15 protein-coding genes are annotated in these 16524 nt (G+C 34.9%); all 15 read right to left on the reverse strand.

Features of this window, described 5'->3' with window-relative positions:
• Positions 1–31: 31 nt before the first annotated feature.
• A complete protein-coding gene (gene clpX, locus BM157_RS09745; protein WP_022501916.1) occupies positions 32–1456 on the reverse strand; it encodes an ATP-dependent Clp protease ATP-binding subunit ClpX in 1425 nt (474 codons plus the stop codon).
• A gap of 30 nt (positions 1457–1486) precedes the next feature.
• Positions 1487–3205: a S1C family serine protease gene (locus BM157_RS09750; RefSeq protein ID WP_318255908.1), complete on the reverse strand. Its 1719-nt coding sequence runs from the start codon at positions 3203–3205 to the stop codon at positions 1487–1489.
• Between the two features lie 170 nt (positions 3206–3375).
• A complete protein-coding gene (locus BM157_RS09755; RefSeq protein WP_055174019.1) occupies positions 3376–5103 on the reverse strand; it encodes a phospho-sugar mutase in 1728 nt (575 codons plus the stop codon).
• Between the two features lie 118 nt (positions 5104–5221).
• The gene (locus tag BM157_RS09760; protein ID WP_022501919.1) at positions 5222–5488 is read right to left on the reverse strand and encodes an HPr family phosphocarrier protein; all 267 of its coding nucleotides are present in this window, start codon (positions 5486–5488) and stop codon (positions 5222–5224) included.
• Positions 5489–5522: 34 nt separating this feature from the next.
• Positions 5523–6812: a CdaR family protein gene (locus BM157_RS09765; protein WP_090140911.1), complete on the reverse strand. Its 1290-nt coding sequence runs from the start codon at positions 6810–6812 to the stop codon at positions 5523–5525.
• A complete protein-coding gene (cdaA, locus tag BM157_RS09770) occupies positions 6793–7671 on the reverse strand; it encodes a diadenylate cyclase CdaA (RefSeq protein WP_022501921.1) in 879 nt (292 codons plus the stop codon). The genes BM157_RS09765 and cdaA overlap by 20 nt, the downstream gene beginning before the upstream one ends.
• Positions 7672–7712: 41 nt before the next feature.
• Positions 7713–8735: a hypothetical protein gene (locus tag BM157_RS09775; protein WP_022501922.1), complete on the reverse strand. Its 1023-nt coding sequence runs from the start codon at positions 8733–8735 to the stop codon at positions 7713–7715.
• 14 nt (positions 8736–8749) lie between these two features.
• Complete coding sequence (locus tag BM157_RS09780) at positions 8750–9151, reverse strand: hypothetical protein (protein ID WP_318255909.1); 402 nt, start codon at positions 9149–9151, stop codon at positions 8750–8752.
• A gap of 79 nt (positions 9152–9230) precedes the next feature.
• A complete protein-coding gene (locus tag BM157_RS09785) occupies positions 9231–10397 on the reverse strand; it encodes an Ig-like domain-containing protein (protein ID WP_090140913.1) in 1167 nt (388 codons plus the stop codon).
• Positions 10398–10399: 2 nt separating this feature from the next.
• Entirely contained in the window at positions 10400–11461 is a 1062-nt protein-coding gene (locus tag BM157_RS09790; protein ID WP_090140915.1) for a glycosyltransferase family 2 protein, read from the reverse strand.
• 204 nt (positions 11462–11665) lie between these two features.
• On the reverse strand, positions 11666–12643 hold the full coding sequence (locus tag BM157_RS09795) for a siderophore ABC transporter substrate-binding protein (protein ID WP_090140917.1): 978 nt from the start codon (positions 12641–12643) through the stop codon (positions 11666–11668).
• A gap of 142 nt (positions 12644–12785) precedes the next feature.
• Positions 12786–13538: an iron ABC transporter ATP-binding protein gene (locus BM157_RS09800; RefSeq protein WP_022501927.1), complete on the reverse strand. Its 753-nt coding sequence runs from the start codon at positions 13536–13538 to the stop codon at positions 12786–12788.
• A 24-nt stretch (positions 13539–13562) separates the two neighbouring features.
• Positions 13563–14546, reverse strand: a complete 984-nt coding sequence (locus tag BM157_RS09805; protein WP_055174014.1) for an iron chelate uptake ABC transporter family permease subunit — start codon at positions 14544–14546, stop codon at positions 13563–13565.
• The gene (locus BM157_RS09810; protein ID WP_022501929.1) at positions 14527–15561 is read right to left on the reverse strand and encodes an ABC transporter permease; all 1035 of its coding nucleotides are present in this window, start codon (positions 15559–15561) and stop codon (positions 14527–14529) included. The genes BM157_RS09805 and BM157_RS09810 overlap by 20 nt, the downstream gene beginning before the upstream one ends.
• A gap of 113 nt (positions 15562–15674) precedes the next feature.
• Entirely contained in the window at positions 15675–16046 is a 372-nt protein-coding gene (locus tag BM157_RS09815; RefSeq protein ID WP_090140919.1) for a winged helix-turn-helix transcriptional regulator, read from the reverse strand.
• Between the last annotated feature and the right edge of the window lie 478 nt (positions 16047–16524).

Consider the following 16524-nt stretch of genomic DNA (forward strand, 5'->3'; position numbering starts at 1 on the left):
TTGTGCATAATGGCTTGTGAAACTGACAGCATTAAGCTTCTGCATTATTCATTGGAAGTCTTTCCTGTCCACGCATCATAATAAGCGGTGTGCCCTTCTTCTCAATGTAATCTGCTGTTATTGTGACACTTCCGATATTATCATCTTTAGGAATTTCATACATTATATCAAGCATATATTCTTCTATTATAGACCTTAATGCTCTTGCTCCTGTATCTTTTTCCATAGCTTTCTTTGCAATCTGTCTTAAAGCATCATCATCAAATTCAAGCTTAACCTCATCAAGTTCTAATAACTTCTGATACTGCTTAAGTATTGCATTCTTAGGCTCTTTCATAATCTTAACAAGCATATCCTCTGTAAGACCCTCTAAAGAGAATACTATAGGAAGTCGTCCTAAGAATTCAGGAATCATACCAAATTCCCTTAAATCCTCTAATTCAACCTTTGATAATATATTCTTGTCATTATCATATTTATCTTTAAGGTCTGAGTTAAAACCTATTGATGACTGCTTATTAAGTCTTGCCTTTATTATATTCTCAAGGTCTGGAAATGCACCACCGCATATAAATAATATGTTGCGTGTGTTAACTGTAACCTGCGGAACCATAGCATTTTTGCTTGTAGCACCTACTGGAACTTCTATATCACTTCCCTCAAGAAGCTTTAACATTCCCTGCTGTACAGATTCACCGCTTACATCACGGCTTCTTGTTTCTTTCTTCTTGGCAATCTTATCTATCTCATCAATAAATATAATGCCTCTTTCTGCCTTCTCCACGTCATTATCTGCTGCCTGTAAAAGCTTTGATACAACGCTCTCTATATCATCACCTATATAGCCAGCTTCGGTAAGTGAAGTAGCATCTGTAATTGCAAGAGGTACTTTTAAAAGTCTTGCCAGTGTCTTTACAAGATAAGTCTTTCCGCTTCCTGTAGGTCCTATCATAAGCATATTAGACTTTTCAATCTCAATATCGTCCATAGTTCCTGTGGCAACTCTCTTATAATGATTGTATACAGCAACTGACATAACCTTCTTGGCATAGTCCTGACCTATTACATATTCATCTAACATTGCCTTTATCTGATGAGGTGCTGGAAGATTAGCCAAATCAAGTGTATCGTCCTTTTCCTTATCTGCAGGCTTGTTATTATCTTCTTTCTTTTTCTTGACTTTCTGCCTGTTGGAAATGTCATTACCCATCATATTAAAGCCGCCGAACATTCCCATATTAGGCATATTATTCATAAGGTCATCATAATTGATATCACTGTTATTAATTGTATCAAAGGTCTTCTGCATACAATCTGCACATACACATAAACCACCTGGCATATTAATCATTTTACCAGCCTTAGACTCTGACCTTCTGCATATATAACACACCTTTTCGTATTCATCTGTGTTAGCAGTTGTATTGTTCTCATTATTATTATCGTTGTTACTCATTTAATCCTCAATTCTGTGTTACGAGGCTTATTAGTTCTTCTTTCCTAATGTAACCTCCACACTCTTTAGTACATATTCACTACCTTCAAGATGATAGTAGTCAACCTTTACTGTCTCTCCTGCTGAATAATACTGCAGAAGTGACTGTAAGCCTGACATTGTTGATATTGACTGGTCATCAAAACCGACAATTATATCGTAAGCTGAAAGTCCTGCCTTCTCTGCTGCTGAGCCAGATGCTACTGTACGAACCATTATACCCTGTGGGTAACCATACATAGAAGCATATGTGCTTGTTATATCTATAGCAGCAATACCAAGATATCCAGCATTATCTGAATCTACCTTCTGTCTTGTCTGCTTGCTCATAAGTGAGCTTATAAGTTCCTTAACATTAGATACAGGTATTGAATATGCCATACCCTCAACACCATCTGATGATGTCTTAGCAAAGTTAATAGCAATTACCTTGCCGCTTGCATTAAGAAGTGCTCCACCACTATTACCTGAGTTAATAGCTGCGTTAGTCATTATAAGTCCTGAAAATGTAACATTGTTAACTGTTATTGATCTGTCAAGGGCACTTATAATACCATTAGTAACTGACTGTCCTTCTCCAAGTGCATTACCAATTGCCACTACCTGCTGGCCTACTGCAATTGTATCAGAATCTGCAAGTTCTGCAATAGCTATTTTACTTATTGTGTCAGACGGAATATCTGATAATGATACAGCAACTACTGCTATATCCTGATCTGACTTAGAACCCTTTACCGTTGCACTTACTGACTGGTCATCCACAAATACACATTTTAAGTTGGATACATTATCTACAACATGTGCATTAGTTACAATAAGAAGCTCTGTATCATTCTTACCAACAATAATACCAGTTCCACTTGTTGAAGCCTCGTACTGCTGCTGTCCCCAGCCATACATTGAAGATGAACTGCTTACTGTAGTTGTACCATTAAGGGCAACCATAGCCGGAAGTGCTGCCTGTGCCACACTTTCTACATTCATTGATGAATATTGTGAAAGATTAGTATCTCCATTAGCATTAATATCATCGCTTGTAACTTTATCAATATTGCTTGTCACAGTTGAAATTGTATAGTTCTTAGTATCATTACCACCTAAATATTTCTTCTCAATATGATAAGTTCCATACATTGCTGAACCAGCTACAACACCAAATACCACTGCTGCAAGCACACCACTTATATACTTCTTAGCCGTGGAATTCTTAGAAAACCAATTGTTAAATGACTTCTTTCTTGCTTCCTTCTTAGCCTGCTTAGCTGCTCTTTGTGCATTCCTATAAGAATTATTCTGATCACTGCCTATATTATTATTAACATATGAATATCTATAGGTTGAATTACTGTTATCTGATGCATTATGAAAGCCTGTATTAGCACCATTATTATATGCTGTGTTATTATATCCGGCATTAGTTCCTGTGCTATTGTATGATGTATTAGCACCATACTGTGAATTATTCATACCACCCTGATTATATCCATAACCATTATAGCCATAATTATTACTTCCGTTAGAATACTGGTTCTGTCCATTATTCATACCAGCACCACCTGCACTGTTCTGATTATAACCTGTGTTATGGCTGTATGTTGTATATCCAGTTGTTCCTGTACTCTGATTATTATCAGGCTCTACATTCTCATAATTCCTAGAATTATTATCAGAATTATTGTTCATATAATCGTTATCTTCATTATTATACATATCCAAACACTCCTTACTTATGTCATTTCAACGAAAAAATGAACACATTTCGTTGTTGATACTGTTAGTATATTCACGAAATGTGTTCATATTGTGTATTACTTGTTAAGAAAATCTGAACTTATATAATTATGCTATGTAAAACATATCCATCAAATAATACTTACTGATTACTGCCCAACAAGCTCCATAACAGCTTTCTTTAAAGCTTCTTCTTTAGCTGCTGCATCTTCTATGCTGCTGCCCTTAACGCCCATATAGAACTTAATCTTAGGCTCTGTACCAGATGGTCTTGCACAGCACCATGCGTTGTCTGATAAATCATAATAAAGTACATTAGAGTCAGGAAGTCCTGTGCTATGCTTATCACCTGTAACCATATTGACACATTCGTCCTTCTTATAATCTCTTGCTTCAAGAACTGTCCAGTTACCAATCTTAGATGGTGTATTATTTCTAAGGTCATCCATCATCTTAGCAATCTTTCCAGCACCCTCAGCACCCTTCATTGTGATAGCAACCTGTCCTTCTTTATAGTAGCCATACTTCTCATAGATGTTAATCATCTGATCCCATAAAGTAAGACCTTTATTCTTATAGTAAGCTGCTGCTTCACAAAGTGCCATAACTGCAACGATAGCATCCTTATCTCTTGCGTGTGTTCCTACAAGACAGCCATAGCTTTCCTCAAAACCAAATTCATATTCATATGTACCCTGCTGTTCAAAGAACTTAATCTGCTCACCGATGAACTTAAAGCCTGTAAGAACTTCAATAAGCTTAAGGTTATATTCCTTAGCAATGCTGTCAGCCATATTAGTTGAAACTATTGTCTTAACAAATGCTCCGTTCTTATGAAGAAGTCCCTTTTCCTGTCTTTGTGAAAGGATATATTCTGCAATAAGCATAGCAGACATATTACCTGTAAATGACTGGTATTCACCTGTCTTAGTATCCTTAGAATATACACCAAGTCTGTCAGCATCCGGATCTGTTGCAAGAACGATATCTGCATCAACTTCCTTAGCAAGCTTTAATGCTAATGTGAATGCCTTAGGATCTTCTGGGTTAGGATATTCAAGCGTTGTAAAATCTGGGTCTGGCTTTTCCTGTTCTGGAACAACATATACGTGCTTAAAGCCTAATTCCTTAAGAACTCTTCTTACTGGAATATTACCTGTACCATGGAATGGTGTGTATACAATCTTAATATCATCCGCTACTTTCTTAATGATATCTCCATTAATACTCATCTTCTTTAATGCGGCCATATATCTGTCATCCATATCGTATCCGATCACATTGTAAAGACCGCAAGCCTTAGCTTCATCTTTATCCATAGTCTTAACTGTATTGTAATCTGTTACAGCCTTAACTTCTGATATAATCTGTGAATCCTTAGGTGCTGTAATCTGTGCACCATCTTCCCAGTACACCTTATATCCGTTGTATTCTGGTGGGTTGTGGCTTGCTGTTACTACAATACCAGCTATGCAGTTAAGGTCTCTTAATGCAAATGATAATTCTGGTGTTGGACGAAGTGAAGGGAATATATATGCCTTAATTCCGTTAGCATTAAGACAAAGTGCTGCTTCATCAGCAAATTCAGGTGACATTCTTCTTGAGTCAAATGCAATAGCTACACCTCTGTCTGCTGCACCTTCCTTAATAATAAAGTTAGCAAGTCCCTGTGTTGCCTTTCTTACAGTGTAAATGTTCATTCTATTAGTACCATTGCCAATTACACCTCTTAAGCCACCTGTTCCGAATTCAAGATCTTTGTAAAATCTGTCTTCAATCTCCTTCTCATCATTAGCGATCGACTTAAGTTCATCTCTTGTTGCTTCATCAAAATACATATTGTCACACCAAGACTTATAAACTTCCATATAACCCATACTCTGTACCTCTTTCCTTGTTATTTAATAATGTCGGGGAAAATGGTATTTTCCCCTGACTGATGTACACGTATTGCTACATCATTTTATTTAATTATAATTCAATCCGTAGATTAAATCAATCTTTAAGAGCTTCTTTAAACTTTTCTGATACTGTCTTTAACGCTTCTTCTTCATCGCTTCCATCAGCTATTAAAGTTATCTCATCTCCACATTTAACACCTGATGCAAGTATTGATATTACACTCTTTGCATTGGCTGTCTTACCCTCTGCATATTCAAATGATATATTAGAATCAAATTTAATTGCCGCATCACACATAGCACCCGCTGGACGAAGATGTATTCCAAGCTGGCTTGTGACAATTATATTCTCCTTTACCATTATAATCCCTCCTTAAATGGCAGTTCTTAACAAATTACCTTGTCGCCGATGTAGTGCTTTCTGTCGCTTTGGTACTCTCTGTAGTTGTTTCCTGCTGTATTGCCGTTATTGTAACATTAACAGTAACATTACCTACTACAGTTATTCCATCAGGCAGTGATAACGCCACTGTGACATTATGAGTTCCTGCCCCAAGATTCTTAAGGTCAATGCCTGCCTTTACATCTGATGCACTGACAGCCGATAACACATTATCATTACCTGTTACAGTAAATGTAATACCCTGCATTACCTGTGCATTAAACCCTGTCTGTATATTATTAAGTGTTATCTCTGAAGCTGAAAGACTTATCTGCTTTGTAGCCTTCTGTGCTATCTTAACTGTAACAGTAAGACTGCTGTCAGATACAAATTTAATTCCTGATGGAACATAATCTGATAATCTGAAAGTATATGTCTTATCAGCACTCAATCCATCAGCATTAATATTCTGCGATGGAATTGTTATTGTATCTACTTTACCCAGCAAATCATCTGAACCTGTTATAACCGCAGATGCCTGGCTTAATATTGTATCTGTTATAATATATCCGTCTGACGGCGTTCCACCTGTCTTTGCTGTTATTGACACCGTCTTCATTCTTGCTATATCAACATTGATATCTGCTTTAGTACATGACAGTTCAAGTGCATCATTTACTATTTCATTACCATCTTCATCTAACATCTTAACATCTGCACTTGTGCTTATATCTTCCTTAGCACCTGATACATCTACATTTACTGATAATGCTGCTACACTCTCAAGTAAAGATGTAGGACCTGTAACTTTGATATATGTTGGTGATGAACTTGTCGAAGCAACCGTATATCCTGAAGCTGTAGAACCTGTCGTGTTAACATCTAATGACAAAGTCTTGGTATCCCTGTTCTCTATGCTTAGCTTAAGTGCTGATGTTCTTGGAACAGCCTCTACATTATTAAGAACCTGTCCATCTTTAATTACCTGAACCTGTATATCTACATAATCTGTAAATGCAGTAACCTTACTCAAATCTGCGGTTGCACTTATATCACTTGTCTTAAGGTCTGTTACGACACTCTTTGGACCGCTTACTGTAACTGAAATCTTGCCGCCATCAACAACTTCATAACTGTAATCTTTGTCTGTAAGGCTCTGTGTATTAATAAGCTGTACAGTTATATTACTGAATGTATAACTCGTGTTAGGGTCATATATATTAACAATAACTGTCCATAGAACAACTGCAAATACAGCGGATAATAACTTCAGGCTGAAATTCTTAAATATCTTCTCTTTCATGCTTCAACCTGCCTCTCCATATCCTGAAAGACTTAACATCTATATTCTTTCTACGGATATATTCCAGTTTATTCTTTAAAGAATCTGCATCAATATCGTGTATTAATTCACCACCAAAAGCTACGGAAACCTTACCCGTTTCCTCTGATACAATAATTGTCATACTGTCTGTAGCTTCGCTTATTCCGACTCCGGCACGGTGTCTTGTTCCTAAAGCCTTGCTAAGATTAACATTATCTGTAAGTGGAAGATAACAGGTAGCTGCAACAACCCTGTTACCCCTAACTATAACTGCACCATCGTGAAGCGGTGTATTATGCTCAAATATATTAATAAGAAGCTGGCTTGTGACAATACCATCTACAGGTATTCCTGTCTTTATATACTCTTCCAGAAGCATATCCTGTTCTATAACTATCAATGCACCTGTCCTTACCGCTCCCATCCTGTAGCACGCATCAACAATTTCGTCAGCCGTCTTAACACTAAAACGCTCATCTTTATTGCTGTTATCACCAAAATTCAGGAAATTAAGAACAAATTTCTTCCTTCCTAACTGCTCTAACGCCCTTCTTAATTCAGGCTGGAATATAATAACAAGTGCTATAATTCCAACACTTATCGTCTTTCCTGCTATCCACAATATAGTCTTTAAGTTAAGCAGATATGCAACTACCGCGAATAAACCTACTACTATAATTCCTTTAAGCAAAGCCCACGCTTTAGTATTCATTATCCATAACAGAATATTATAAAGAACAACCGCAATAATAATTATCTCTATAATATCTGTCCATGTAATCCTTGGTATATATAATCTTGAAAAATAATTCTGCAACAGATTACCTGATGTAGTCACATTCTCACCACCCTTTTAATTTCTATATGATAAACATACTATTATTTATCAAAAAATATCATATCTTCGTCTTCTTCTGTGGCAGCAGTTGTTGATTTAGCCTGTCTTACATCACTTATATCTGAGGCTTTTCTGGTCTTTCTTGCATTAATCTGCTTAACCTTTACATCCTCACCTGCTACATTAATCTTAGGCACAGCCTTTACATAATAATAGTATTCGTCATCTTCATACTGTACATACTCTGTTCTTCTGAAATCAACTGCAAAGAACATAACATTACAGATATAACCTGCAAGTGCACCTAATATAACTCCGATTACAATAAGAACTATATTAAATTCAGTCTTAAATACAATCTCGCATACAACAAGAATTATGAACTGTAATACACTTCCTATTCCTATAGCGTAACCCCATGCATAGTCAATCTTAAGTCTTCTTATTATGTATACAACAATTACTGTAACTGCAAGTGCTGCAATTAACACTATCATCTGCTTGTCCTTAACAAGACTTTCTATTAAATAAGAAACCTGTAACATACTCTCTGTTAAAGATTTGTTAGTAACTGCTGCTTCGTAAGCACTGGCTGTATTAATTATATAATAAATTATTACACCAAAGCTTACAGGTATTGCCGCAAGAAATGATGAGCATAAACCTACAGCAACCGGTATAACATAAGGTATCTTAAAACCACACATAATTACTGTTAATATTAGCAGATATCCAAGCTTTGGTGTAAATCTGAAATATAACAGATACATAAGAAGCACTACGCACAATGCAATAAGTGCAAATTCTACTGATATTGCATACAAGTGTGCAATCATAAATATCGAAAGCATTACTATTGTAAAGCCATTAGGCAGAAATGCACATATAACCGATACTAATACTGCTATTATAGGACTATTAAGCTTATCCATATAGCCGATAGAGGCATTAAGCATAAGAAATGAAACCAATGCTGCTATAAACTTAGCCACCGGTACAATATATATATCATATTTGTTGTAAAATCTTTTAAAATTCTCTTTGAGTTCTAATAAAACCGCCATTATATCCTCCATATTTACTTTCTTTTCTTCTGGCTGTTATAAAATCTTTCAAGCTTATTAAGTCTTGAAAAATATTTCTTAAGACCTTTTCTTGAACGTTCATACTGGACATTATATACAACAGCTGCTATTACTGTAAATATAACTAACATTCCTATATAGTATATTGCCACTCTCCTGCCAAATGCAAGATAGTCCATTGAATTAATATTCTCAACAAGTCCCTCTGCATTGCATAATACATACATAATTGCAACTATCATAAATGCAAATGTTGTAGTTATTAATGTCTTTAAAATACCGAAAGCAATGAAATCACCTTTGAAATATTTCACTGTACGAAGCATTTTCCTGCCCTCGTTCTTTTCATATATAGCCATCTTAGTCATCATCTTAACTTTATTCTCATTAAGCACAACTTTCACCTCATTATTCATTTCATAAATATGCTATTGGTTATATAACAGCATTTTATTAAATATAGCATATTTGACATTAATTGTATATTACAATTTGCGAATGTCCTCCGCCTGCTGCTGTTACAATTCTTACTTTTCTTCCCTCAGCAGTAAATGTTCTGTCACTTGAAGCAGAAAGATAATTGCTCCATACCTGACTATATTCTGATGGGAGAAGCTCACTTAATACACTATTAATCTTGCTGTCAAAACCACCGCTTCTCTGCTTGATATATATAATAGAAACTTCTGGCTGTATTATTATTTCTCCATAATAAGTATCATTTTCTGTATATATGTATACATTAGAATATTCTCTTGTAAATCCCTGATTACCAAGTATGTCTGGCAGATCTGTACTCTTCATTCCGTCACTGTTTCCAGTTGATGAACTGCTGCTTCCTGTGTTAGTGCTATTGGTATTCGATGAATTAGAGCCTGAATTGTTAGAGGTATTGCCTGAATTATTGTTATAAGACCCATCTGAATTATTAGATGAATCATCTGCAATATAGCCTCCGTCAGAACTACCATTATCTGTACCACTGCTGTTACCATCATCATAGCTTCCTGCCTCACTGTTATATGAGTAGCCCGTTCTGCCTGATGTGCCACTATTAGAAGTCCCTGATGAGCTGCTGTTAGATGAATTAGAACCCGTAATGCTTCCATTACCTGTGTATACAACATATCCATTGGCTGAACCTGCTGATACACTCTTTATTCCCTCAATAGCTACGGCATCTGACACATCTCCTACTGTCGCTGTAAGTGCCGCAACACCTACATTATTAACAGTTACAACACCATCTGAATCAACCTTCATAATATCCTCATTACTGCTTGACCACACAAGTGCCTTATCAGTATTCTCCGGCTCTACAACTGCAGCTGCTTTAAATGTTGTGCCGACAACAACAGCTGTATCATCCATTAATATCTCAACCTTAGTAAGTGACCTGTCAGCTACACTGTTGTTAGATGAATTATTCTGTGGTTTCAAATTCTTCTCTGTCAATGTCATTCCAACAGTATTATCCCCACTTTTCTTATTATTAGAACTTACAGCTCCTGCTATAATAACTGAAAAAAGAGCAATTACAGCTATTACAATAAGTACAATTGCAATTGGGGACAGCTTAGTTCTTGTATTTGCTGTGCCTTTTGAATTATTATCCTTTTCGTTGTGCATCTTTATCTCCATTCTTAAACTATCTCATCAGGAAGCTTCCATTGCTCTGCCTGATACTTATAATCTTCCGCCATCTGTCTGAACTGTACTATCTGTTCTATATCTTCTGATGTTTCTGAAAGCTTGTCATAACATCTGCTAAGAGCATACAAAGGCTTATTACCTCCGCTTGTAATATCTAATACGCTTGAAGTTTCATATATTGCATTATAATACCACATTGCCGCTTCTGCATAGTCATTTATATCATAATAATAATTGCCAAGTTCATAACATATCTCTGAGCTTGGATTATCAGCAACACACCTTAAAGCAAGCTTAAAGAATTCTCCCATATCACCTGCTATGCGGTATATTTTAACAAGTACACAGTTCACTTCCTGTCGAATGTCGTCACTTCTGTTCTCATTAATAAGAATATCGGCAAATATATCTTTAAAATCCATAAAATCTTTATCTGAACCAGAAATATAAAGCTCCTTGCATAACATAGTTATAACATAGTCCTCCAACTGTGTTCCCCTGGCAAATGCTTTAATATATGTAGAGAAATCCCTCCTGCTGTGGTCTGATACTGGTCTGTGCAGTATCTCTATATCACTGTCATATACCACAGGTGTAAGCCTTACTGTTTCATGAATTGGTGATGTCCATACGAAAGGCCTTAACCTCTTAAAAAGCTTTGGCCTTAATTCTCTGTGTACATTGTACACAGAGTTATAGTCATTATCATTAACATAATACATCTGTACTATATCTATCTCTGGAAGAAGCATTGATTTCAGGTCTTTTAATGCCTGATTATTGCGTTCATCTAATATCTCATCTGCATCTGCACTGAATATATAATCGCAGGAAGCTAATGAAAATGCGTAATTTCTGGCAGCGGCAAAATCGTCACACCATTTATAATCATATACTTTATCTGTGTATTTATGTGCTATATCTTTGGTTGAATCAGTCGAACCAGTGTCCACTATTATTAATTCATCATAAGTTCCTGCGTATGAAATAAGACAGCGTTCTAATATTGACTGTTCATTTTTTACTATCATACATAAGGTGATTGATATCATTTTCGTGGTCTCCTTATAATTGTTTCCTGTTCATAAGTATACCATATCAGTTTTTATGTGGATAGATTTTTAATTAAAAAAGGAGTTTGTGTTTGATATGTCACCTGTCTACTGGTACGGGTGGCAATCTAGCACAAACTCTTTTTAGGTTTTCTTTATTATTTTTTTATCATTTCAATACTTGAATTTATTTATTCCAGCTATTTATTTTAAGCCTTTTTCAAGGTCTGTAAGCATTATGTCTAATGCCTGTATTCCACCTTCGGCTGTGTACCATACATTTGAATGTTCAAGATATATTATATGGTTGTTTTTGTAGGCATCTGTTGTCTTTACAAGTTCATTTTCCACTATTTCTTTAGCATTCTTAGCACCTGCTGTTGATATTGCGCTATCTCTGTCCATAACAAATATATAATCAGGATTCTGCTGTACTACTGTTTCAAATGAAGATTCATTGCCGTGTGTTGATGTTGAGCCTGCGGCTGTAAGATTGTTAAAACCTGCTTCTACACCTATTAAAGAGCATCTTCCATCATTTCCAAGAAGATTAAAACTTCCGCTTGTTGTCATACCTACTAATGCTGTCTTTCCTGATGATATCTTCTTTATTGTATCTATTCTTGCTCCAAAATCAGACATAAGTGAATCAACTTTATCTTCCATTCCGAATATTGAAGCTATTGTCTTTGCATTTTTAGACACGCTATTTACAAGTCCCTCATTAGTATCTGTTGCAAGATATACTACTGGTGCTATTTCACTTAAAGCATCATAGCTCTTTGATAAACGTCCACCAATAAATATAATATCTGGTTCACACTCCATAACTGCTTCTAAATCAGCCTCTTTTATTGTTCCAAGATTTTTAATTGATGCATCATTTGAATATTTTTCAAGGTAATCAATACTTGTTGATGCCATTCCTACTACTCTGTCACCTACGCCAAGTTCATCTATAATATCTAAAGATGCAAGGTCAAGAATTGCTATTCTCTTAGGATTATAAGGAACTTCTAATTCAATTTCATTCTTTGAAGCATCAAGCGAAGTGATTGTCACGCTTGTCTTTTCTTCTTTAGTACTTTCATTATCAGACTTATCAGTACCACACGCTATAAGTCCTACTGCCATTACTGCCATAAGTGCCATTAATAATAATTTCTTAAAATGTTTTTTCATATTTTACCTTTGTGGCTTACTGCCACTTCATCCTTTCTTTAAATTATAATATATCCCAAGCCGTATACATTACTAAACCAATACCAGTAATAAAAGTGAATGGAAAATTCCACTTTTGACATCCTGCCATTATTTAATAAATTTAATAATATATAGACAATGGTTTGCCCTTAATCTGCATAATCTCAAATTCTACATTATATATAGAAGATAAGTTTTCCTTAGTTATAACTTCTTCAACTGTACCAAATGAAGCAATCTTTCCGTCTTTAAATGCACATATATAATCAGAATAAAATGCCGCATAATTAATCTCGTGCAATACAAGTATTACTGTTTTTCCAAGTTCATCACATAATCTTCTTACTATCTTCATAAGATTACTTGCGTGATAGATATCGAGATTATTAGTCGGCTCATCTAAAAGAACATATTCTGTGTCCTGTGCTATAACCATAGCTATATATGCTCTCTGCCTTTGTCCGCCTGAAAGTTCGTCTATAAATCTTTCCCTGAAAGTTTCTAATTCCATATAGTCAATAGCTTTGTCAATCATTTCCTTATCTTTACTATTAAGTCTTCCTCCTGAATGAGGAAATCTTCCAAATGCAACAAGTTCTTCTACAGTAAGCTTCATCTGGATATTATTAGTCTGTGTAAGTATTGCCAGATGCTTTGATAATTCCTTGCTATTCCATTTGTTTATATCTTTCTTTTCTATAACAACTGAACCATTATCCGGTGCAATAAGTCTTGATATTATACTCATAACAGTTGACTTGCCTGCACCATTGGGTCCAATGAGCGATGTGACCTTCCCTTTTGGAAGTGAAAAACTCACATCATTGACAACTGTCTTTTCATCATATTTTTTTATAATATGGCTAATCTGCATAACTGTAATTCCCTTCAAATTATTTTATGAATTATGCCTGCTTCCTTTCAATATTAAATATAGAAAATATATACCACCTGCAACTGTTATAAATACACTTATTGGAATAGAATACACAAACACTCTTTCAACTATAAACTGTCCTCCAATAAGTGCTATTACACCCATTAACGCCGCACCAGCTATAAGCTGTGTATGTCTGTATGTTTTTAACAGTTGTCTTGAAATATTAGCAATAATCAGCCCCAGAAATGATATCGGGCCAACCATAGCTGTTGCAACTGCTATACACAAAGTTACAGCCAGTAACAATCTTCTTATACATCTGTCATAATCAACACCCAGGTTAATTGCCTGTTCTTTTCCAAGAGTTATTACATCAAGCAGTGCAAGTTCTTTTCTAAAAATCACACCTATAAGTGCAAGTATAATCACCGAAAATATAATTATCTCTGAATTAATATTACTAAAGCTTGCTACAAGTGAAGTCAGAAGCGTGTCATATTCATTAGGGTCCATAACCCTTGTCAATGTACTCTGGATACTTGAGAAAAATGAAGTCAATACTGTTCCAACAAGCAATACATACAGCACATTATGTCCTGTCATCTTAAAAAGCCAGCTATATACAACAGTCGCTATAATTCCCATAAGTACAAGGTCTACAAGAAAACTAAGATTATCATTGGTAAATAATATACTTCCTGAACCTAACACAAAGACAACTGATGTATGTATAAGTGTGTATAAGGCATTCATTCCCAATAGACACGGTGTAACAATTGTATTATTAATAACAGACTGAAATATTATCGTTGCCGCTCCTATTGCAAATGCTGTTATTATCATCGCAATCACTTTAGGTATTCTTAATTTCATTGCATATCTTAGAAGTTTATGATTATGAAACTTAACACCTATAAAAAGAAATGCCGCAACAATAATAATGGCTATTAATGCAATAACAATAAGCTTTATAATATTTTTTCTATAAGCTCTTTTGTTCATAACCTGCTCCATTCGTATCTTTAAATAAAATTTTCTTTATATCAATTGCTTTTCTTCCATATCTTAATCTGTATAAAAGCATTCCTATAAATATAATGCTTCCTAATATTCCAACAATCAGCTCAATTGGTAATTCATATGGTTTAATCACAATTCTGCCAATCATATCGCAGACCAGAACAAATATTGCACCAAATAAAGCGGTATCAATAAGCGTTCCTCTTATTTTGTCACCCTTAAACATTGCCACTATATTAGGAACAATTAAGCCTATGTAAGAAATTGAACCAACGACAACAACAACAGAAGCCGTTATCATTGCGGCAATTGTAAGTCCTCCAAACAACACAATATCATATGGAACACCAAGATTTTTAGAAAAATCTTTTCCCATACCAACTATATTAAAATGATTAGCAAATACAAATGCTAATATAATAAGAGGCACAACCATATAGACTATTTCATATCTTCCTTTAAGTACTAATGAAAAATGTCCAACAAGCCAAGTGGATAACGCCTGTGTCATTTCATACTTATATGCAAGGAAATTAGTTATACCGCCTATAACGTTACCAAACATAATTCCAACGAGAGGAACCATTACCACATCTTTATATTGAACTTTCTGAATAAACCAGACAAATACCCAGGTACCAAGAATAGCCGTTACAAAAGCAAAACCCGCTCTCTGCCATAATGTTGAATTAGGAATAAATAATAATGCCAGAAGAATTCCAAGCTGTGCTGATGAAATCGTTGCTCCTGTTGTTGGCGATACAAACTTGTTCATACATAGCTGCTGCATTATAAGTCCTGCAACACTCATTCCCATACCTGTACATATAATTGCTAACAATCTAGGTAATCTTGAAACAACAAATATCATCAATGCATTATTATCATTTGTTAATAAATCTTTGATATCTATATCAATAACACCAACAAATATAGATATTAATGATAATGCAAGCAGAATTATTGCAAGAATAATTTCTGTACAGTACTTTTTCAACCCTTTTCTCCTCCTTCCCTTACTTTTGTTAGTTGTTGCTAACTTTCGACCAGCAAATTATATTACATACTAATTTAGTATGTCTATAACTTACTTTTTTGTAACTTTGAGCTCTATTTTTCATACCTTATATTCTCAGTTGCTATATCATTTCTATTACTATAACCTTTAGCAAATTGTTCTAAATTATCAACTATATCAACAATATCGCTATATTCCTTATTGATTTCATATACTACTATCCTAGGTGGCATTTCCTTTATTACATTTCTGTTAATAAGTCCGCTTGCCTCTAACTCCTTTAACTGTGACATCAATACCTTTGGTGTTATATCATCAATTTTTTTCTGTAATATAGAAAATCTGTTGTCGCCGTTTATTATGTGTGCAACTATCCTAAGCTTCCACTTTCCACCTATCAGGTCATCTATAAGATTAAATGGGCAATTATAATTATCTTTTATTTTGGAATAAGTATCTTTCATAAACACCTCCTGAATTAATTCCAATAAAAATATTCTAATAAAAACAAAAAAGCAGTGAGATAGCCAATCTGACATCAGTCGGATTTATGCAAAATGCTACTCACTGTTTAATATCTGTATTATATTTAATTGTATGCTGATTTTTTTCTTTTGTGCTCATTATATCATATGCCCTGCGTTGCTTTTCCACGCATCCGAAGTTTCGAAGAAACTTCTAAGTGACTACGAAGTAGTCATATTATATCATAATTTTTGTGCAGCTTTTAAGCACATATAAAGTTCCGTAAGGAACTTTTAAGATGAGCACTTTTGTGCTCATTATATCATATTCTCAGAATTCTTCCAATTATACAGTTAATTATGAAAATGAGAATATATATCGTTACGATTGTCGAACCTACTGGAGTTGAGGTAAATATTGATATTATTATTCCAAATACTGCCCCAAATACTGAAAGGATTGCTGAGTATATTATAA

Source organism: [Lactobacillus] rogosae (assembly GCA_900112995.1).
Lineage (GTDB): Bacteria > Bacillota > Clostridia > Lachnospirales > Lachnospiraceae > Lachnospira > Lachnospira rogosae.

Bases quoted from the DNA above. Each gene is read 5' to 3' on its own strand.
- BM157_RS09760 (WP_022501919.1), bottom strand. From the start codon at position 5,488: ATGGTAAAGGAGAATATAATTGTCACAAGCCAGCTTGGAATACATCTT.
- clpX (WP_022501916.1), bottom strand. From the start codon at position 1,456: ATGAGTAACAACGATAATAATAATGAGAACAATACAACTGCTAACACA.
- BM157_RS09800 (WP_022501927.1), bottom strand. From the start codon at position 13,538: ATGCAGATTAGCCATATTATAAAAAAATATGATGAAAAGACAGTTGTC.
- BM157_RS09795 (WP_090140917.1), bottom strand. From the start codon at position 12,643: ATGAAAAAACATTTTAAGAAATTATTATTAATGGCACTTATGGCAGTA.
- BM157_RS09815 (WP_090140919.1), bottom strand. From the start codon at position 16,046: ATGAAAGATACTTATTCCAAAATAAAAGATAATTATAATTGCCCATTT.
- BM157_RS09750 (WP_318255908.1), bottom strand. From the start codon at position 3,205: ATGTATAATAATGAAGATAACGATTATATGAACAATAATTCTGATAAT.
- BM157_RS09765 (WP_090140911.1), bottom strand. From the start codon at position 6,812: ATGAAAGAGAAGATATTTAAGAATTTCAGCCTGAAGTTATTATCCGCT.
- BM157_RS09790 (WP_090140915.1), bottom strand. From the start codon at position 11,461: ATGATATCAATCACCTTATGTATGATAGTAAAAAATGAACAGTCAATA.
- BM157_RS09805 (WP_055174014.1), bottom strand. From the start codon at position 14,546: ATGAACAAAAGAGCTTATAGAAAAAATATTATAAAGCTTATTGTTATT.
- BM157_RS09785 (WP_090140913.1), bottom strand. From the start codon at position 10,397: ATGGAGATAAAGATGCACAACGAAAAGGATAATAATTCAAAAGGCACA.
- BM157_RS09755 (WP_055174019.1), bottom strand. From the start codon at position 5,103: ATGGGTTATATGGAAGTTTATAAGTCTTGGTGTGACAATATGTATTTT.
- BM157_RS09775 (WP_022501922.1), bottom strand. From the start codon at position 8,735: ATGGCGGTTTTATTAGAACTCAAAGAGAATTTTAAAAGATTTTACAAC.